This is a genomic window from Pseudomonas sp. Teo4 (assembly GCF_034387475.1).
Lineage (GTDB): Bacteria > Pseudomonadota > Gammaproteobacteria > Pseudomonadales > Pseudomonadaceae > Aquipseudomonas.
The window spans coordinates 438300-458051 of sequence record NZ_JAXCIL010000002.1; the positions used below are offsets into that span (position 1 = coordinate 438300).

The 19752-nt window shown below is 61.8% G+C and carries 17 protein-coding genes and 1 pseudogene; 2 read left to right on the top strand and 16 right to left on the bottom strand.

The window, feature by feature from the left end; translation table 11 throughout:
* Nucleotides 1-283: 283 nt before the first annotated feature.
* A complete protein-coding gene (locus tag PspTeo4_RS18380) occupies nucleotides 284-1297 on the top strand; it encodes an extracellular solute-binding protein (protein ID WP_322365344.1) in 1014 nt (337 codons plus the stop codon).
* Entirely contained in the window at nucleotides 1297-2862 is a 1566-nt protein-coding gene (locus PspTeo4_RS18385) for an iron ABC transporter permease (RefSeq protein WP_322365345.1), read from the top strand. The genes PspTeo4_RS18380 and PspTeo4_RS18385 overlap by 1 nt, the downstream gene beginning before the upstream one ends.
* Nucleotides 2863-2899: 37 nt before the next feature.
* On the opposite strand, the gene PspTeo4_RS18390 is transcribed toward PspTeo4_RS18385, so the two are convergent.
* The 16 genes and pseudogenes from PspTeo4_RS18390 to PspTeo4_RS18460 all read right to left on the bottom strand — a co-directional run bounded on the left by PspTeo4_RS18390 (nucleotide 2900) and on the right by PspTeo4_RS18460 (nucleotide 19698).
* Nucleotides 2900-3274, bottom strand: a complete 375-nt coding sequence (locus PspTeo4_RS18390) for a hypothetical protein (RefSeq protein WP_322365346.1) — start codon at nucleotides 3272-3274, stop codon at nucleotides 2900-2902.
* Nucleotides 3274-4236: a hypothetical protein gene (locus PspTeo4_RS18395; RefSeq protein WP_322365347.1), complete on the bottom strand. Its 963-nt coding sequence runs from the start codon at nucleotides 4234-4236 to the stop codon at nucleotides 3274-3276. Before PspTeo4_RS18395 ends, PspTeo4_RS18390 begins: the two co-directional genes overlap by 1 nt.
* Nucleotides 4237-4245: 9 nt before the next feature.
* Nucleotides 4246-4734, bottom strand: a complete 489-nt coding sequence (locus PspTeo4_RS18400) for a type VI secretion system tube protein Hcp (protein ID WP_322365348.1) — start codon at nucleotides 4732-4734, stop codon at nucleotides 4246-4248.
* 466 nt (nucleotides 4735-5200) lie between these two features.
* Nucleotides 5201-6085 (bottom strand): methyl-accepting chemotaxis protein, encoded by an 885-nt coding sequence (locus PspTeo4_RS30005; RefSeq protein WP_416196985.1) that lies wholly within the window; start codon nucleotides 6083-6085, stop codon nucleotides 5201-5203.
* 21 nt (nucleotides 6086-6106) lie between these two features.
* Nucleotides 6107-7288: pseudogene (locus PspTeo4_RS30010) on the bottom strand (methyl-accepting chemotaxis protein); the annotation flags it as partial.
* 121 nt (nucleotides 7289-7409) lie between these two features.
* Nucleotides 7410-8702 (bottom strand): adenylosuccinate synthase, encoded by a 1293-nt coding sequence (locus PspTeo4_RS18410; RefSeq protein WP_322365350.1) that lies wholly within the window; start codon nucleotides 8700-8702, stop codon nucleotides 7410-7412.
* Nucleotides 8703-8758: 56 nt separating this feature from the next.
* A complete protein-coding gene (locus PspTeo4_RS18415; protein ID WP_322365351.1) occupies nucleotides 8759-9946 on the bottom strand; it encodes an ATP phosphoribosyltransferase regulatory subunit in 1188 nt (395 codons plus the stop codon).
* Between the two features lie 301 nt (nucleotides 9947-10247).
* Complete coding sequence (gene hflC / locus PspTeo4_RS18420) at nucleotides 10248-11117, bottom strand: protease modulator HflC (protein ID WP_322365352.1); 870 nt, start codon at nucleotides 11115-11117, stop codon at nucleotides 10248-10250.
* On the bottom strand, nucleotides 11117-12295 hold the full coding sequence (gene hflK, locus PspTeo4_RS18425; protein WP_322365353.1) for an FtsH protease activity modulator HflK: 1179 nt from the start codon (nucleotides 12293-12295) through the stop codon (nucleotides 11117-11119). The genes hflC and hflK overlap by 1 nt, the downstream gene beginning before the upstream one ends.
* A 96-nt stretch (nucleotides 12296-12391) precedes the next feature.
* Entirely contained in the window at nucleotides 12392-13693 is a 1302-nt protein-coding gene (gene hflX, locus PspTeo4_RS18430; protein WP_322365354.1) for a ribosome rescue GTPase HflX, read from the bottom strand.
* Between the two features lie 12 nt (nucleotides 13694-13705).
* Entirely contained in the window at nucleotides 13706-13966 is a 261-nt protein-coding gene (gene hfq, locus PspTeo4_RS18435; protein ID WP_003249532.1) for an RNA chaperone Hfq, read from the bottom strand.
* Between the two features lie 94 nt (nucleotides 13967-14060).
* Nucleotides 14061-15032, bottom strand: a complete 972-nt coding sequence (gene miaA, locus PspTeo4_RS18440) for a tRNA (adenosine(37)-N6)-dimethylallyltransferase MiaA (RefSeq protein WP_322365355.1) — start codon at nucleotides 15030-15032, stop codon at nucleotides 14061-14063.
* A gap of 1 nt (nucleotide 15033) precedes the next feature.
* Nucleotides 15034-16941, bottom strand: a complete 1908-nt coding sequence (gene mutL, locus PspTeo4_RS18445) for a DNA mismatch repair endonuclease MutL (RefSeq protein WP_322365356.1) — start codon at nucleotides 16939-16941, stop codon at nucleotides 15034-15036.
* On the bottom strand, nucleotides 16938-18365 hold the full coding sequence (locus PspTeo4_RS18450) for an N-acetylmuramoyl-L-alanine amidase (protein ID WP_322365357.1): 1428 nt from the start codon (nucleotides 18363-18365) through the stop codon (nucleotides 16938-16940). The genes mutL and PspTeo4_RS18450 overlap by 4 nt, the downstream gene beginning before the upstream one ends.
* A gap of 11 nt (nucleotides 18366-18376) precedes the next feature.
* Nucleotides 18377-18841, bottom strand: a complete 465-nt coding sequence (tsaE, locus tag PspTeo4_RS18455) for a tRNA (adenosine(37)-N6)-threonylcarbamoyltransferase complex ATPase subunit type 1 TsaE (protein WP_416196986.1) — start codon at nucleotides 18839-18841, stop codon at nucleotides 18377-18379.
* A complete protein-coding gene (locus PspTeo4_RS18460; RefSeq protein ID WP_322365359.1) occupies nucleotides 18838-19698 on the bottom strand; it encodes an NAD(P)H-hydrate dehydratase in 861 nt (286 codons plus the stop codon). Before PspTeo4_RS18460 ends, tsaE begins: the two co-directional genes overlap by 4 nt.
* Between the last annotated feature and the right edge of the window lie 54 nt (nucleotides 19699-19752).

Sequence of the window (19752 nt, forward strand, 5' to 3'; positions counted from 1 at the left end):
TGCTAGTGGGTTTTTTCTTGCCTGCGATTTCTTCTCGCAGCCCCTGTGGGAGCGGGTTTACCCGCGAATGCGGCGCTGAAGCCCTAAACCTTTCGCGGGTAAACCCGCTCCCACAGAAATCACGAACGCCATTTGATTTCGAGCAAGACTCCCGCCCCACAAACAAGCGCAGCCCCTCCCCTTCCTTAGTCTGCCCATGAATTTCTCGTCACACGGCCACTTGAGAAACGATTTCGTTTACCATTGTTTCCAAATATGTAGCCGTAAGCGAGGAAGTACCCGCATGACGATCCGTCCGCAACCGCTGATGCGCACCCTGGCCGCCGCAGTCCTGAGCCTGGTGATTGGCGCTCCGGCCGCCATGGCAGACGAACCGGTGACGTTGACCATGTACAACGGTCAACACAAGGAAATCGGCGAAGCCATCGCCAAGGCCTACGAGGCCAAGACCGGTATTCATATCAACATCCGCAAGGGCAGCAGCAACCAGCTGGCCAGCCAGGTCATCGAGGAAGGCGACCGTTCGCCAGCCGACATCATCTACACCGAAGAGTCCCCACCCCTGAACAACCTGGGTGAGCTGGGCCTGCTGGCGAAGATCGACGACGCCACCCAGAACATGATGCCCAAGGAGTATGTAGGCGCCAACGGCACCTGGATGGGCATCACCGCCCGTACGCGCATCGTGGTGTACAACCCGAAGAAGATTGACGAGAAAGACCTGCCGACCACGGTGATGGACTTCGCCAACCCCGAGTGGGAAGGTCGCGTCGGCTATGTACCCACCAGCGGCGCCTTCCAGGAACAGGCCGTGGCCATCCTCAAGATGCATGGTCGCGATGCCACCGAAGAATGGCTGACCGGCCTGAAAGCCTTCGGCAAGACCTACACCAACAACATGGTCGCCCTGAAAGCCGTGGAAAAAGGCGAAGTCGCCGCCGTGCTGGTCAACAACTACTACTGGTACGCACTTGAGCGCGAACGCGGCAAGCTGGATTCGAAGTTGTACTACCTGGCCGATGGCGATGCCGGCAACCTGGTGACCATCTCCGGCGCCGCTGTGGTCAAGGCCAGCAAGCACCCTAAAGAAGCCCAGGCCCTGCTGAACTGGATGGCCAGTGAAGAAGGCCAGCGCGTGATCACCCAGACCACCGCTGAGTACCCACTGCATAAGGGCATGGTTTCCGACCGCGGCCTGAAGCCGTTCGAAGACCTGCGCCCGCCAAAGATCTCGCCGGCCGACCTGGGCAATGCCGAGGAAGCCATCGAGCTAGAACGCGAGGTCGGCCTGCTCTGATGACTGCCGCCCTGTCCGAACCGGCGTCGGTACGCTTCGTACCGCGCCGCAAGCGCCCCTCGATCTGGGTGGTGCTGCCTGTATTGTTTCTGGTGGCGATGAGTTTGCTGCCGTTGCTGTACGTTGCCATCAAGACCTGGGAAGCCGGTTGGCGCGAGGCGCTGCATCTGTTGTGGCGCCCCTTCGTCTGGGGGCTGATGAAAAACACCATGATGCTCATGGTGGGCGTCACCCTGACGTGCATGGTCTTCGGCCTGGCCCTGGCTTGGCTGCTCGAACGCAGCAACCTACCCGGGCGTCGCCTATGGGGCGTGGTGTTGTGCCTGCCGTTCGCCGTGCCTTCGTTCGTCAGCAGCTTTACTTGGGTATCGCTGAGTTCGGACTTCGAGGGCTTGGGCGGGGCGATCATGGTCATGGCCCTGTCCAAGTACCCGCTGGTGTTCCTACCGGTGGCCGCGACCCTGCGCAATCTCGACACCTCGCTTGAAGAGTCTGCACGCACCCTGGGCTGCAGCCGCTGGGGCGTATTCATCAAGGTCACCCTGCCGCTGCTGTGGCCGTCGATGCTGGGCGGCGCATTGCTGATTGCGCTGCACATGCTGGTGGAGTTCGGTGCGCTGTCGATCCTTGGCTTGCAGACCTTCACCACGGCGATCTACCAGCAATTCGAGCTGGAGTTCAGTAACGCCAATGCGGCGATGCTGTCGGCTGTACTGCTTGCCCTGTGCCTGGTGATGCTCTGGCTGGAGCTGCGGGTGCGCGGCAAGGCGCGTCATGTGCGTATCGGCCAGGGTGTTGCCCGCCGCGCACAACCGGTACGCCTGCGTGGCTGGATGCCAGTGGCGCAGCTGTTCTGCCTGGGCCTGGCGATTTTGGGCAGCGGCATCCCGCTGGCCATGCTCGGTTACTGGCTGAGTGTCGGTTCCTCGGCAGCCTTCCCGGTGGCCGCTATCAGCAAGGCATTGTTCACCTCGCTGTCGGTGTCGCTGGGTGGCGCTGGATTCTGCGTGTTGCTGGCCCTGCCGATCAGCTTCCTGGTGGTGCGCTATAAAGGCCGCTTGGCGATCTGGGCCGAGCGGCTGCCTTATCTGCTGCACGCCCTGCCAGGCCTGGTGATTGCACTGACGCTGGTGTTCTTTGCCCTGCACTATGTGCCGGCGCTGTACCAGACCACTGCGCTACTGCTGCTGGCTTATGCGTTGCTGTTCCTGCCACTTGCCCAGTCACCGGTGCGCACCGCGCTGAACAAGGCTTCGCCGACACTGGAAGAGGCTGCGCGCACGCTGGGCGCAACTAGCTTCACCGCGTTCTGCCGAGTGACCCTGCCGATCATCTTCCCGGCCATGGCGGCTGCCTTCGCCCTGGTGTTCCTGGATGCGATGAAGGAGCTGACCGCCACCCTGCTGCTCAGCCCGACCGGCATGACCACCTTGGCCACCGAGGTGTGGGCGCATACCGCCAACGTTGAGTTCGCGGCGGCAGCGCCTTATGCGGCGTTGTTGATCGTGGTTTCGGGGTTGCCGGTGTATCTGCTGACTACGCGGATGTATTTGAACAAGGCGTGAAAAATCCAGGCTGCCACGCAGCCTGGGTTACATCTTTTTATCTCCCGAAGCACTTCACCCAGAGGTAGAGCGCCGCAGCCCCCGCAAACACTGTCACATGAAAGTACCAGAGAATAAGTAAGTTTCGCCTGACGGAAGCAGGAAAATTTGAGATATCCGAGCTATCCACCAAGCCTTTGCGAACAAAAATACCATTCATGGATAACATCACCGTAATCGATCCAACCCGCATCATCTTTCCTAACATCCCCGCATGGGAGTATGTGCTTTTGTTGGCTTTGACAAAGTCACTGTTTGGAAAACAGGCCTCGATTTGCTCGACATACCTTGAGGCCGCATAAACCCACGCCCCCAGGACTAAGATCGCGAGCAAAAACAACAAAATCCAAATAGAGGCCTCAATGACATCCATCACGGCACCACCTCATACAGAATTTCACCAACCCTCTCTCCGCCCATCCCCCCTATTTCCCCGCCGAGCACACCTCCAGCGACACCACAAGCAATAGCACCCGAACCACCGGTTGGTATACCCAGAATCGCAACACACGCAGCGGATGCCGCATATCCCCCCGCAGCACCTCCCAACCCACCAAACGTCGTCTCGCCTACCAACGTACTCGTCTCTACATATTTCGCTCTTCTGCAATCTTCCTCACGACCCGTAGTACAAGCCTTGTGAATCGAAAGCCCCGTTGCAGTTACATCAAGCGCCAGCCCAACATATAATCCTCTTTTAATTAGATTGGCAGCTCTCGCCACGCCAGTGATGTTCTCAGCGTACCTGGATATTTCTCCCGTCCGGAGATAACTTTTGGTCGATATGTTCAACATCCGCTTGATCGCCCCATGCTTTCGTAATCCAGAACCATAAGCAGCAAGCGCTCCCAACTGTTCATCCAATTGTACGAACAGCGCTGTCCGCTTGGCATAAAACTCATCACGCGCCCGAAGCGTACCGCTATTCATGTACTCTCGGTGTAACTGCTCTATTTGCTCCAACGTCCTCTTGATCGCCTCCAGATGCTTCGCCCAGCCATCAGTAGCCACCCCTGCCCCCATTGAGGCGTGAGCCAGCAAACTCTGTAGCATTTCGAAGTTGTCCAGCAGAAACCCGTCAACGCCGCCACCATTGAATTCGATGTCGTGGTGGATGCTTATCGCTTTTGCCATGAGAAAGGCCTCATGACTCGTACAGGAAGGGGTACTGGGATCACCTACGATCACCAATTCACCGGAGAACACCACCGTGTTAACGATGTGCGCATTCAACACATCGAACTTGATCCGTTGATTGGCGTTCATCGGCGTGTTGCTCTTGAGTGTCTCGTAATTCTGCGAAGTGGGATTAATGAAGCTGCGGGCCTCGGACATGACCGTACCTCACGCATACTTCTTGTTGTTGATCCGATCCCAACCACCAGTCACATTGCCGCCAGCGCTCCCATCAAGGCGCTTCTGTCGTGTGTAGGTGGTCTTGATGCGGCCGTAGTTCAGCTGTACCACCTCCATCGGTACGCCAGCGTTGGCGCTTTGGGCGTAGTCGGCGATGATCACTTCTTCGAGAACGACTTCGTAGTACTTGAGTTTTTCAGTGCCGGCCCGGCACACCACTAGCTTCACCTCCTTCAGGTGCTGCCCGGCACAGCTCGCTTCGAGCAGCTTGCAGCTGGCGCTGTCCAGGTACTTGGTGAAGGTGAAGTTGGTAAGAGTAGTACGGCCTGAAGAGGCGCCGCCTGCTGAGCTTGCAGTAGCCGAGGTGCTCTGGTTGGCACCGAACTTGTAACCGATGATCTCGATCCAGTTTGTGTACTGCTCGTCCAGCGCTTCGCCAGTGATTTCCGCGATTTGAATATAAGCATCGAAAGCCATGCTTACCTTTCCTTGGTAATGAGTGGACTGAGAACGACGGTGGTCAGACACCTTCGCGATGATTTTACTCCCGGAGGCAAACGGCAGGCTCGCTGCTTGACTTACAGGCTCACCTGACACTAGTTCCATGTGACAGGCACCACAATGGTACATGGCCGATACCGGCAAATTTGGGAAATGGCCTACAAAATTGGCGATGAAGTTAGCCTGATCGCGTAAGGAGCTGTCAGGCCTCAGATGCTGCGTTTGATGCCCATATAGGCGTCATCCATCAGGCCTTGGCCATAGTCGCAGGGACTGGGCAAACCCTGAATGAGGGAGGTATCGTCCTGTGTTGCCAGTACCGGCCTAATCGCCGGCAAGCCGGCTCCCACAGGTATTGCAGTGATCCAGAGAGTGCCGCGGTCCATGTGGGAGCGGCCCATTCGCGATACAAGGCCACTCCCACACTGGCTACATTCCAGAATCAGGCCCTGAACTGCCCCAGACTGGCCCGCAACTGCGTCGCCAGGTCATCCAACACCTTGCTGCTGGCTGTGGTCTGCATCACCACCTCGGCAGAACGTTCAGCCTGGGCATGGATGTTCTCCACCCGCCCACGCACCGCCTGGGCACCATGAGCCTGCTGCTCGGCTGCACGGGTAGCCACACCGATCGCGGCGTGCACTTGCTCCACCGCCGCCTGCACCGACTGCTGGCGACGCTCGTTGTCGCGCAGCACCAGCAGGCCCTCGCTGGCCTTCATACCTGCCTGACTGATAGTCGCCACCGCCTCTTTGGCCCCCTTCTGCAGCGCGGCGATATGAGCCTGAATATCACCCGTGGAGCTTTGCGTCTTGCTCGCCAGTGCCCGCACCTCATCAGCCACCACGGCGAAGCCACGCCCGGTTTCACCCGCACGCGCCGCTTCGATGGCGGCATTGAGTGCCAGCAAGTTGGTCTGCTCGGCAATCCCATGAATGACGGTAAGCACCACCTCGATCTGTTCGCTCTGTTTGGCCAGGCGCTCGATCACCTGAGACCCGGTCTCGACCTGGCCTGCCAGGTTCTCAATCAGCCCTGCCAGCTGCGTAGAGGTGCGGCTGTTTTCGTCGGTGGCTTGGCGAATATCCACCACCTGCTGCAGCGCCGCCTGCATCGCGTGGCTTTCCGCCTGGGCCTCGTCAGCCATGCTGGAGAGGTCACGCAAGCTGGCCGCCACCTCATCACGCTGCAAGGCTGCGGCGGCATCGGCGCCTGCATTGCGCTGGGCCATGGCATCGATCTCCACACCCGTACGCTGCGCCACTTCCCCGGCCTCACGGACGATGGGCTGCAACTTGTCGACGAAGCGGTTCACTGCCGAGGCCATGTCGCCAATCTCGTCACGACTGTCGAGGGTGACTCGCTTGGTCAGATCGCCCTCCCCGGCCGCCAGGTCATTGAGGGCGGTGATCAGCAGGCGCAGCTTGCTCAGCACACGACGGCCCAATACCAACGCCACCAACAAAAGCACTCCCAGTCCGACCAGTACCAGCCCCAGTCCGATACGCCAGCGCAACTCAGCGGCCGCATCACGCACGGTCTGAGCGGTGTTGGCCTGCATGGCCGTGGCGCTGTTCTGCGCGGTTTCCAGGCGCTCACGCAAGGTCTTGCCGCTGTCGGCAGCAGCGGCACCCAAGCTGTCACCCACCAACTGCTCACCACTGGCGATCAACGCCGCAAAGCGCTGGTCGAGGGCCTTGAGCTCCTGATCGACGCCAGCCGTGGACACCCCCATCAGCACCTTGCCGATTTCCGCGCCATTGGGGCTGATCGAAGCCTCGACGAAATACACCGAAGGGTCGCGACGGGCTGCCTCCAGCACCTTATCCAAGGCGCGCTCGCCCTGCCCTTTCTCCATGAGGGCCTGGTTGATGGGGTTCTGACGATTCAGGTAGCGCGTCAGGTGCTGACCCTGGGCGTCGTCGTAGATCACGAACAGCACGTTGGGGTTGCGCTGAGCACGCCGAGCGAAATCTGAAAGCATCGGCACGTCGTTGTCCCAGATGGCACGCGGCGCCACCGAGGCCAACAGTTCGGCCATATCGTTGGCAGAGTCCTTGAGGTTTTTTTCCAGCGTGGCGCGCAGCTGTTGCTGCTCGCTTTGCAGGCGTTCGGACAACCCGGCGCTCAGGCGCTGACGGGTGCTGCTGGAGAGGCTTTCAAGACCGGATCGAACGTCCTGACCTGCCTGTTCAAGCTCGGTGGCCAATTTGCGACTGTCAGCGCCAAGGCGCTCCCCAAGGTCGGCCTCCAGAGCTGTAACGGTGCTCCGGGTAAGCGCAACAGCAACCAGTACCTGCACCAAAAGAGCGATACCAAGCGCAACAAACACAGGCCGCAAGAGGCGGCTTCGTAACAGTGAGAGGATGGCAGACACGTTGTAACCCTCGTGCTTTCTGGCGCCATTATTTTGATGGCATCTACAGAATCTTCTTACAGCAAGGGTTGTGCCGTGGGCAGCAGGGATAAACGCCAAGATGTGTGGCAACTGTACCGACGCCATCGCCGGCAAGCCGGCTCCCACACACATGCCAGTGCTTTACCTGTGGGAGCCGGCTTGCCGGCGATAGCGTCGGTACAGGCATACCCCACAAATGAAAACGCCGCGATCCTTTTCAGGACCGCGGCGTCAGATCAGCCTGGAGGGCAGATCAGGCGAACGGGTGACGCAGAACGATGGTCTCGTTGCGGTCCGGGCCGGTGGAGATGATGTCGATCGGCGCGCCGATCAGCTGCTCGATGCGAGTGATGTAGGCACGCGCATTGGCTGGCAGTTCTTCCAGGGTCTTGGCGCCCAGGGTCGACTCGCTCCAACCTGGCATCTCTTCGTACACCGGCTCCAGGCCGATGTAGCTGTCGGCATCGGAAGGCGCGTCGATGACGGCACCGTTCTCGTTCTTGTAGCCAACGCAGATGTTGATGGTTTCCAGGCCGTCCAGTACGTCCAGCTTGGTCAGGCAGATGCCCGAGATGCTGTTGACGTCGATGGCGCGACGCAGGATGACGGCATCGAACCAACCGCAACGACGGGCACGGCCAGTGGTGGAACCGAACTCGTGGCCACGCTTGGCCAGGGTAGCGCCGGTTTCATCGAACAGTTCGGTCGGGAACGGACCGGACCCGACACGAGTGGTGTAGGCCTTGGTGATACCCAGGATGTAGTCCAGGTACATCGGGCCAACGCCGGAACCGGTGGAGATGCCGCCAGCGGTGGTGTTGGAGCTGGTGACGTACGGGTAGGTACCGTGGTCGATGTCCAGCAGCGAGCCTTGGGCGCCTTCGAACATGATGTCCTTGCCGGCGCGGCGCAGGTTGTGCAGCTCGGCGGTGACGTCGAGCATCATCGGCTTGAGCTGTTCTGCGTAGGCCATGCACTCGTCCAGGGTCTGCTGGAAGTCGATGGCCGGCTCTTTGTAATAGTTCACCAGCTGGAAGTTGTGGTAGTCCAGCAGCTCACCGAGCTTGGCGGCGAAACGCTCGCGGTGGAACAGGTCACCGACGCGCAGGCCGCGACGGGCGACTTTGTCTTCGTACGCTGGGCCGATACCGCGACCGGTGGTGCCGATCTTGGCTTCGCCACGGGCTTTCTCGCGGGCCTGGTCCAGGGCAACGTGGTACGACAGAATCAGCGGGGCAGCCGGGCTGATGCGCAGGCGCTCGCGCACTGGCACGCCTTTCTCTTCCAGCTTGGTGATTTCACGCATCAGGGCATCGGGAGCAACGACCACGCCGTTGCCGATCAGGCACTGTACGCCTTCACGCAGGATGCCGGACGGAATCAGGTGCAGAACGGTTTTCTCACCGTTGATCACCAGGGTGTGGCCCGCGTTGTGACCGCCTTGGTAGCGCACTACAGCGGCAGCATGTTCGGTCAGCAGATCGACGATCTTGCCTTTGCCCTCATCACCCCACTGGGTGCCCAGGACGACGACATTCTTACCCATTACACTTGTCCTCATTCACGCAAACTTGGTTGCCGGCCAACTGCCGACGCAGAAACTCATTGGGTCAGCGGCAGTACCTGCCAGCGCCCGTCTTGCTGAATCAATTGCCGATCACAATCCGCCTCGAGAGCAGCACTCAACGGCTGGCCAGGCAGAGCCTGGACCACACGCTGGCCCTCGTTGCGCAACTGGCAGACCTGCTGCCAGAGGGCCGCGTCGCCACTGTCGGGCATCCAGATGCCGCCAGTTGGCAATACGACCTCCGCTCGCCCCAGTGTGACCAGGGTCTTCAAATCCGTGGAGAAACCGGTGGCCGGGCGCGCCCGGCCAAAGTCGGCGCCGATGTCGTCGTAACGGCCGCCCTGGGCGATCGATTGACCTTCGCCAGGCACGAACACCGCGAACACCACGCCGGTGTGATAGTTGTAACCGCGCAGCTCGCCGAGGTCGAAGTACAGCGGCAAGTCCGGGTAACGCGACGCCAGGCGATCGGCGATCGCCAGCAGGTCGTCCAGGGCCGCCAGCACGCTGGCCGGGGCACGGCCCAGGCGCACGCGAGCTTCGTTCAGCACTTCGCGGCCACCGCACAGCTCGACCAGGGCACGCAGCATGTTGCCGAGGTCTTTAGGCAGATCGGCGGTCAACGCCTGCACTTCATCGACAGCCTTGCGCTGCAGGGCGTCGAACAGCTGCTGCTCGACCGCGCCGGACAGGCCGGCGGCACGGGCCAGGCCGCGGTAGATACCGACGTGGCCCAGGTCCATGTGCACATCCGGCACGTCGGCCAGTTGCAGCGTGGCAAGCATCAGGCTGATGACTTCGACATCGCTGGTGGGGCTGGCGTCGCCGTACAGCTCGGCGCCCAGCTGAATCGGGCTACGCGAGGTGGACAGGGCACGCGGCTGGGCATGCAGCACGCTGCCGGCATAGCACAGGCGGCTCGGGCCTTCGCGACGCAGGGTATGGGCGTCGATACGCGCCACCTGCGGAGTGAAGTCGGCGCGGAAGCCCATCAGGCGACCGGACTGCGGGTCGACCACCTTGAAGGTGCGCTGATCCAGGTCCTGGCCGGCGCCGGTCAACAGCGACTCCAGGTACTCGATATGCGGGGTGACGACCAGTTCGTAGCCCCAACTCTGGAACAGGTCCAACACCTGCCGACGCGCGATCTCGATGCGCGCAGCCTCAGGTGGCAGTACTTCCTCGATGCCATCTGGCAGCAGCCAGCGGTCTACCGTTGCCATTACGCCATTTCCCCTCTGGTCCGGGCGGCCTGCCTGTGGCGAGCCGTCAGTGAAGCAGGCATTGGCGCACAGCAGCGGGCAGCACTGATCCCAGCGCAACCACCGTAGCCAATACCCTCGAATTGCCTTGCGAGCTGACCAATCCGTCAACTGGCCTTTGGCCAATCAACCTTGCAGACGCAAAAAAGCCGGGAAATTTCCCGGCTGCCGCATCATACACCCCTTTTCATTCAGGATGCACCCCGACTGGTGTTTTAGCTGCCAGGCGGGGGGCCTCCTTGTCCGATCAGGGGTCAAATCATCAGGGCTTGCTCTTGTCCAGGAAGCGGAAGAACTCGTTCTTCGGGTCCAGGACCAGCACGTCGCTCTTGCTGGAGAAGCTTTCGCGGTAAGCCTGCAGGCTACGGTAGAACGCATAGAAATCGGCGTCCTGGGTGTAGGCCTTGGCGTAGATGGCTGCCGCCTGGGCGTCACCATCACCACGGGTTTCTTCAGCTTCGCGATAGGCTTCAGCCAACAGTACACGGCGCTGACGGTCGGCATCGGCGCGAATACCTTCGGCCAATTCGTTACCTTTGGCGCGGTGCTCGCGGGCTTCACGCTCACGCTCGGTGCTCATGCGATCGAACACGCTGCGGTTGACTTCCTTCGGCAGGTCGATGGCCTTGACGCGTACGTCGATGACCTCGATACCCAGCTCCTTGCTGGCCATGCGGTTCAGCGAAGCGGTGATGTCAGCCATCAGCGCGTCACGCTCACCGGAGACCACCTCGTGCAGGGTGCGCTTACCGAACTGGTCACGCAGGCCGCTTTCCAGACGACGCGACAGACGCTCGTCGGCGATCTGCTTCATGCCGGAAGTGGCAGTGTAGAAACGCTCGGCATCCTTGACGCGCCACTTGGCGTAGGCGTCGACCATCACCGCTTTCTTCTCCAGGGTCAGGAACCGCTGGGTCGGGGCGTCGAGGGTCATCAGACGGGCGTCGAACTTGCGCACCTGGTTCACATACGGAATCTTCACGTGCAGGCCCGGCTGGACATCCGCCTGGACCACCTTACCGAAGCGCAGCAGTACCGCACGCTCGGTCTGGGACACGATGTAGAAGCTGTTCCAGGCCACGATGGCCAGCACCACAGCGGCGATCAGGGCGATCAGCGATCTATTGCTCATCAGCGGCTCTCCCTAGTGCGCATCTGCTGCTGTTGCTGTTGCAGGTCCTGCGCTGCACGCGCTGCCGCATCGTTGACCGATGGCGACACGCTGGTGATCGGCGCGGACGTGTTGCGGCTGCCTTCAACCATTTTGTCCAGCGGCAGGTAGAGCAGGTTGTTCTGCCCGTCCTTGGTTGCCACCAGGACCTTGCTCGAGTTGCTGTATACCTCTTGCATGGTTTCCAGGTACAGGCGCTGACGGGTCACGTCAGGTGCCTTGCGGTACTCGCCCACCAGCTTGCTGAAGCGGTCGGCCTCACCCTTGGCGCGGGCGATCACTTCGTCGCGGTAACCGTTGGCATCCTCGATGATGCGCTGGGCCTGACCACGGGCTTCCGGCACCACGCCGTTGGCGTAGGACTCGGCCTGGTTGCGGGCACGCTGCTCGTCTTCGCGGGCACGGATCACGTCGTCGAAGGCTTCCTGCACTTCACGCGGGGCTGCCGCGCTCTGTACGTTGACCTGGGTGACGGTGATACCGGTCCGGTAGTTGTCGAGGAAACGCTGCAGGCGTTCGCGGATATCCACGGCCATCTGCTCACGGCCTTCGGTCAGCACCTGGTCCATCGAGGTGGAACCCACCACGTGGCGCAGGGCGCTATCGGTTGCGTGCTGCAGGCTCACCTCAGGCTGATCGACGTTGAGCACGAAGTCCTGAAGGTTGCTGATCTTGTACTGGACGGTCAGCGGCACCTCGACGATGTTCTCGTCTTCGGTCAGCATCTGGCCCTGCTTGGTGTAGGCACGCTCGCGCGTGACGTTCTCCATGTACTTGCGATCGATTGGCGGGAAGTAGATGTTCAGGCCGGGACCGACCGTCTCATAGTACTTGCCGAAGCGCAGCACCACGGCCTGCTCCTGCTCGTCAACCACATACACGGCGCTGTACAGCCAGATGGCCGCCAGTACTGCCAGGCCGATGCCCAGCAGGCCATAGCCGCCGCCCTTGCCGACATTGCGGTCACCGCCGCCACGTTTCTTGCCACTGCCGAACATGCCGTTCAGGCTGTCCTGCAGTTTGCGGAAGGCCTCGTCCAGATCCGGCGGACCTTTTTTGTCGCCACCGCCGCCGCCACCGCGACGGCCGCCCCAGGGATCCTGATTGTTCGAGTTGCCACCCGGCTCGTTCCAAGCCATAGCGCTCTCCATCTGATAAAGCAAAGACGCACCCACGGCGCGCCGTCCAATGCTACAGAATGCCTGCCACTGCTGCCCGGCGACCTCGACGGGCATTTATTGCAAAGTGTGTTGCTCGACAAACACTTGCGGCTCCATGCCTTCGCGGCTGACCAGACGATTAAAATCGACCTTGGACAACCGGATACTCAGCAGGCTGCGCCCTTCTTCGTCATGTTCCTCACTCTGCACGGCACCCAAGGCAAAGAATTGCGCGCGCAAGCGGGCAAAACGCTGCTCAAGACACAGGGTACCGACAAACAGATCATCCCCCAGCAACTCGGCAATCGCCTGGCCAACCAACTCCAGGCCACGTCCATCACGTGCCGATACCCAGACCCGCTGCGGTTTGCCATCGGCATCGCGCTGGATCTGCGGCTCGACATCTTCGAGCAGGTCGAGTTTGTTATAGACCTCGAGGATCGGCAAGCCTTCGGCACCGATCTCGCCCAGAACCGCCAGCACCTGCTCGATCTGCTCCATGCGCTCTGGCTCATGGGCATCGATTACGTGCAGCAACAGGTCGGAGTTGCTCGACTCTTCGAGCGTAGCCCGAAATGCCTCGACCAGCTTGTGCGGCAGATGGCGAATGAAGCCCACGGTGTCGGCCAGCACGATAGGCCCAAGGTCGTCCAGCTCGAGCCGGCGCAAGGTCGGGTCGAGGGTGGCGAACAGTTGGTCGGCGGCGTAGACCTCGGCTGCGGTCAGGGCGTTGAACAGCGTGGATTTACCGGCGTTGGTGTACCCAACCAGCGATACCGACGGGATTTCTGCACGGCGACGGCCACGGCGGGCCTGCTCGCGCTGGCTGCGGACCTTTTCCAGGCGCGCCTTGATCTGACGCAGGCGCACCCGCAGCAGTCGGCGGTCGGTTTCAAGCTGGGTTTCACCCGGGCCGCGCAAGCCGATACCACCCTTCTGACGCTCAAGGTGGGTCCAGCCGCGCACCAGCCGTGTGCTCATGTGCTCAAGCTGGGCCAGTTCGACCTGCAGCTTGCCCTCATGGGTACGCGCCCGCTGGGCGAAGATGTCGAGGATCAGCCCGGTACGGTCGAGCACGCGACACTCGAAGACACGTTCGAGGTTACGCTCCTGACTGGGCGTGAGGGTGTGATTGAAAATCACCAGATCTACCTGTTCGGCTTTGACCAGGTCGCGCAGTTCCTCGACCTTGCCGCTGCCAATCAGGTATTTGGCCGTAGGCTGGTGCCTTGCCACTGTAACCAGCGAAACGATGTCCGCTCCGGCCGACAGCGCCAGCTCCTGAAACTCCTGCGGGTCTTCGCGCGCCTCAGGGATCTGACCTTCCAAGTGAACGAGCAGCGCCCGCTCACCACCACCGTGGCGCTCAAAGAACAATGCAGGCTCCTATCAGGCGTTGCCTGGCTCGCTGTCGCCGTGCTCGGAATCGGTCGGGCTTGGCAGACGAACCGGACGGGCCGGTACCACGGTCGAAATGGCGTGCTTGTAGACCATCTGGCTGACGGTGTTCTTCAGCAGTACCACGAACTGGTCGAACGATTCGATCGAGCCCTGCAGCTTGATACCGTTGACCAGATAGATGGAAACCGGGACCTTTTCTTTTCTCAAGGTGTTCAAGTAAGGGTCTTGTAGCGAATGCCCTTTTGACATATGCCGCACTCCTGTAAGGATCAATAGTAGAAAATCAGAAAAATCAATAAATTCTGCCGCCCCATCGCAAGGATAGACGGCAATGAGCAGGGACTCAGCTCAATATGGAGACGGTCCCAAGGTATTTCAAGGTGCGGGACAGATTGTCGCAGGCCAGGCTGTCAAGCCAATGTACGTCGTTCCAACCACGCAACCAGGTGAACTGCCGCTTGGCCAGCTGTCTGGTGGCAATGATACCGCGTTCTCGCATCTCATTCTCAGTCAGCTTGCCGTCCAGGTAATCCCAGACCTGCCGATACCCCACTGCCCGTATAGACGGCAGCCCGGCGTGCAAGTCACTTCTGGCTCGCAGCGATCGGACCTCATCGACGAAGCCCTGTTCCAGCATCTGCGAAAATCGTAGCGCAATTCGCTGATGCAAAATGTGACGATCTGTAGGAGCAATCGCCAAACTCGCGACAGTATAGGGCAAATGCCCGCCTGCGCCTGCGTCTGCGCCGCGACTTTCCGCGTATTGACGCTGGCGATGGGCCGTCATGCTCTCGCCACTTACCCGGTAAACCTCCAGGGCGCGAATCAGTCGCTGGGGGTCATTGGGGTGAATTCGGGCTGCCGACTCCGGGTCGACCTCGGCCAATAGGCGGTGCAATTCGCCAAGGCCAAGCTCATTGGCCAGGGCCTCCAGTTCGGCACGCACGGTGGCGTCCGACGCTGGCATGTCTGCCAAGCCATCGAGCAATGCCTTGTAGTAGAGCATGGTGCCACCCACCAGCAGCGGGACCTTGCCACGAGCGGTAATCTCGGCCATGGCCTCGAGGGCATCACGACAGAAATGGGCTGCCGAGTAGCTTTCAGCCGGGTCGAGGATGTCGACCAGCCGATGCGGGTGGGCGGCCAGCACCTCTTTTGAGGGTTTGGCGGTACCGATATCCATGTCGCGATAGACCAGCGCCGAATCGACGCTGATCAGCTCGCAAGGCAACACCTTGGTCAGCTCGATGGCGAGGTCGGTCTTGCCGGCCGCCGTCGGGCCCATGAGAAAAATCGCTGGGGGCTTGCCGCTCATGTCATCGACCGCGCAGGAAAAGTTTGTCCAGATCGTCCAGGCCCATCTGGGTCCAGGTAGGTCGACCGTGGTTGCACTGGCCGCTGCGCTCGGTGTTTTCCATGTCGCGCAGCAGTGCATTCATTTCAGGAATGGCCAGGCGCCGATTGGCGCGCACAGCACCGTGGCAGGCCATGGTGCCCAACAATTCGTTCAGGTGCGCCTGAATACGATCGCTGGTGCCGTATTCCATCAGGTCTGCGAGCACATCCTGGACCAGGCGGTTGGCTTCGGCCTGCTTGAGCAGTGCCGGAATCTGGCGAATCGCCAGGGTCTCGGGGCCCAGACGTTGCAATTCGAAGCCCAGACGTTGGAACCACTGGGCGTGCTCTTCGGCACAGTCGGCCTCGCGCTGGCTCAAAGCCAGAGACTCAGGCACCAGCAAGGGCTGACCGCTCAAGCCTTCGCTGGCCATGGCCACCTTGAGGCGCTCGTACATGATCCGCTCATGCGCGGCATGCATGTCCACCAGCACCAGGCCCACAGCGTTCTCGGCAAGAATGTAGATGCCCTTGAGTTGCGCCAGGGCGTAGCCCAGCGGCGGGATGTCGCCCTGACTCTCCGGCAGCGAAGCAGGCGCAGCATTGCCTTCGCCCAGTGGCGCGTAAAACTCGCGATAGACGGCCTGCGCCTCGGCAGCCTGCACCGGCTGCGACGGGCGCGGTGTGTACTGGTACTGGTAGCCTGCGCCGCTGCCGTTGCTGCCAGCTGTGGAGAACGCGCGCGGCTCGGCTTGAACCTGTTCGAGCACAGGCGAGGCCAGCCGCATTTCGCCCTGCGGGCCGAACTCACCCGCCTGCAGGCCACTGGGGCGAACGATTTCCGCTGCCGGGGCCGGCGCTGCCAGCTGGTCCTCCGGACGCACATCGGCCAAGGCCCGGTGCAAGGTGCCGTACAGGAAGTCATGCACCGTGCGCCCCTCGCGGAACCGCACTTCGTGCTTGGTCGGGTGCACGTTGACGTCGACGCCGTTGGGCTCAAGCTCCAGGAACAGCACGAATGTCGGGTGCCGGCCATTGAACAGCACGTCGCGGTAAGCCTGGCGCACCGCGTGGGCGACCAGCTTGTCGCGCACCGCACGGCCGTTGACGAAGAAGTACTGCAAGTCGGCCTGGCTGCGCGAGAACGTCGGCAAGCCGACCCAACCCCACAGGCGCAAGCCGTTGCGCTCTACATCAATCGGCAGCGCCTGCTCCAGGAAGCCCGGCCCGCAAATGGCACCGACCCGCCGCGCTCGGGCAACGTCGTCGTGGGCCTCGTGCAGGCTGAGGATGCTCTTGCCGTTGTGGCGCAGGTGGAAGCCAACGTCGAAACGCGCCAGCGCCAGACGGCGGATGACTTCCTGCAGGTGGTCGAATTCGGTTTTCTCGGCTTTGAGGAACTTGCGTCGGGCCGGGGTATTGAAGAACAGGTCTCGCACTTCCACCGAAGTGCCGACCGGGTGCGCGGCAGGCTGCACGCGCGGGGTCATGTCACGCCCTTCGGTTTCGACCTGCCAGGCTTCGCTGGCATTGGCGGTACGCGAAGTGAGGGTCAGCCGCGCCACCGAACTGATCGACGCCAGCGCCTCACCGCGAAAACCGAGGCTCAAAACACCTTCCAGGTCTTCCAGTTCGCGAATCTTACTGGTGGCGTGACGGGCCAGAGCCAACGGCAGGTCATCGGCGGAGATACCACCACCGTCATCGCGGACCCGCAGCAGTTTGACCCCGCCCTGCTCCACCTCGACATCGATACGCCGGGCGCCCGAGTCGAGGCTGTTTTCCAGCAGTTCCTTGGCCACCGAGGCCGGGCGCTCGACCACCTCGCCTGCGGCGATCTGGTTGGCCAGCCGCGGACTCAGCAGCTGGATGCGCGAGCCCCCACTCATTGCTGCGATGCCAGGGTGGTAGCAGGAATATCGAGGTGCTGGCCAACCTTCAGCTCATCGGTCTTGAGGCTGTTGCTGTTGCGCAGGCTGGTCACGCTCACCTGGTAACGCACGGCGAGCATCGCCAGGGTTTCGCCAGGACGCACGGTGTGTTCACGCGGCCCTTGGGCGATCTTGCCACTGTCGCGCAACCAGGCGATGTAGGTGCCAGGTGGCGGGTTTTGCTGGAAGTACTGGCGCACACCGGTATGGATCGAGCGAGCCAGGGCCTGCTGGTGGCTGGCAGTGGCCAGCTTGGCGGCTTCGTTGTTATTGGAAATGAACCCGGTTTCCACGAGGATCGACGGAATATCGGGCGATTTCAACACCATGAACCCGGCCTGCTCGACACGCTGCTTGTGCAGGGAAGTCACCCGCCCCATGTTACCCAGCACCTTCTGCCCGACATTGAGGCTGGAGCTGAGCGTGGCGGTCATCGACAGATCGAGCAGCACACCGGCAAGCATGCGGTCCTTGTCGTCCAGGCTGACGTTGCCCGCACCGCCGATCAGGTCGGAGCGGTTCTCGGTGTCCGCCAACCAGCGCGCGGTCTCGGAAGTGGCGCCACGGTCGGACAGCGCGAACACCGAAGCACCGAAGGCAGCCCGGGACGGCGCGGCGTCGGCGTGAATCGAGATGAACAGGTCGGCGCCCTTCTTGCGGGCGATTTCCGTGCGCTTACGCAGCGGGATGAAGTAGTCACCGGTACGGGTCAGCTCGGCGCGGTAGCCCTTCTCGGTGTTGATCTGACGCTGCAGCTCCTTGGCGATCTGCAGCACGATGTCTTTTTCGTGCTGCCCGCGCGAGCCGGAAGCACCCGGGTCCTCGCCACCGTGGCCGGCGTCGATGGCGACCACGATGTCACGCTTGCCACTCGGCGCTGGCGGCAATTTGATGGCCGGCTGGGCCGGGGTCACCGGCACCGCAGGCGTGGTCGCGGGCGCCTGCACCGGCGGCGCGGCAGGTGTGCTGGCGGCTACGGCATCGGCTTCCTGATCGTAAAGGTCCACGACCAGGCGGTTGCCATATTGCGCATTCGGCGCCAGGGTGAAGCTTTTGGGCGTGACCGACTTCTTCAGGTCGACCACCACGCGCAAATCGGTCGGAGTCCGCTGGGCGGAGCGCACGCTGCTGATCGGCGTATTGGAGGTGGACACGTTCAGCGGCGCGGCCAGAGTCGCGCCATTGATGTCGATGACAAGGCGATCGGGTGCACTCAAGGTGAAGACACTATGCTGCACCGGACCTGACAGGTCGAAGACCAGCCGTGTGTTATCCGGCGCGCGCCACAGGCGCATGCTCTTGACTTGCGTGACGGCCAGAGCGTCAACGGTCACCGCTGTCAGCAGCAGCCCTACCACGGCGACCAGTGCGCGTATGCGCATACCTACCCCACTTACTGTTTATAGTCTTCGGCCAGTGCCGCGCACCAAGCCTCGCCGCGAGCCCCCTGCGGCGACAGGTTCAGCGAGCGTCCGCCCGCTTGGGGGCTTATGGTAATGGTCAGGTCAGGCTTTGGCAAAACGCCCGCACCCTTTTGTGGCCACTCGAACAGGCACAGCGGGTCGCCCTCGAAATAGTCACGAATGCCCATGAATTCGAGCTCTTCCGGATCGACAAGACGATACAGGTCGAAATGGAAGGCGCGCACCTCACCGATCTCATACGGTTCTACCACGGTGAACGTGGGGCTTTTCACTGCACCAGTATGGCCCAAGCCACGAATCAGGCCACGCGAGAGCGTGGTCTTGCCTGCCCCCAGGTCACCCTCGAGAAAGATCACGCCGTGACCGCCGGTCACTTCAGCCAACTTCGCGCCGAAGGCGACCGTGGCCTCTTCATCGGCCAAAAAAAGGGTTATGCCTGACACGCAGAATGCTCCTCCAACAACTCACGAATGACCGGCGCCAGATCACTGGCCGCCAGGCCTCTACCTTTGACACCCAGGCGTTCGCCTGCGCAGGCGTGCAACCATACCCCTAGACAGGCTGCACTCCAGGCATCCTGGCCTTGGGCCAGCAATGCAGCCAGCACGCCGGTCAGCACATCGCCAAGGCCCGCACCGGCCATCGCCGGATGACCGCGCTCGCACAGCGCCAATTGCCCCGAAGGGTCCGCCACCAGCGAGCCAGCACCCTTTAGCACGCATACACTGGCGTACCTGCGGGCCAACTTGCGCGCTGCCCCTGGGCGGTCAGCCTGCACCGCCTCGGTTGAAATACCGAGCAGGCGTGCCGCCTCACCGGGGTGTGGGGTAAGTATGCTACCGCTGGGCAGGGCCAACGGCGTGCGCGCCAGCAGGTTCAAGGCATCGGCATCCCACACCTGAGGCTGCTCAGCATTGGCCACCGCCGACAGCAGGCTGCGCCCCCAGGCGGCCTGGCCGAGGCCAGGGCCAACAACCAGCACCGAGGCCCGCTCCAGCAGGGCCACCAACTGGTTGGCCGAACTGATACCCAGGCACATCACCTCGGGCAGGCGCGCCAGGCTCGCCCCGACATGTTCAGGGCGGGTGGCCACACTGACCAAACCTGCGCCACAACGCAATGCCGCCTCGGCACTGAGCAGGACCGCGCCCCCGGTGCCAAGGTCGCCCCCCACCACCAACACATGGCCAAAATCGCCTTTGTGAGCCTGTGCAGCCCGCGCGGGCAGGCGAGCGACAGTTCCGCTATTGAGTCGCAGCGGGGTATTAGCGGGGTGTTTGGTCTGGGGCATGGGGTCAAAGGCTCCAATGTCTGGCAGAATTATACGCACCTGAGCCTGTATTGC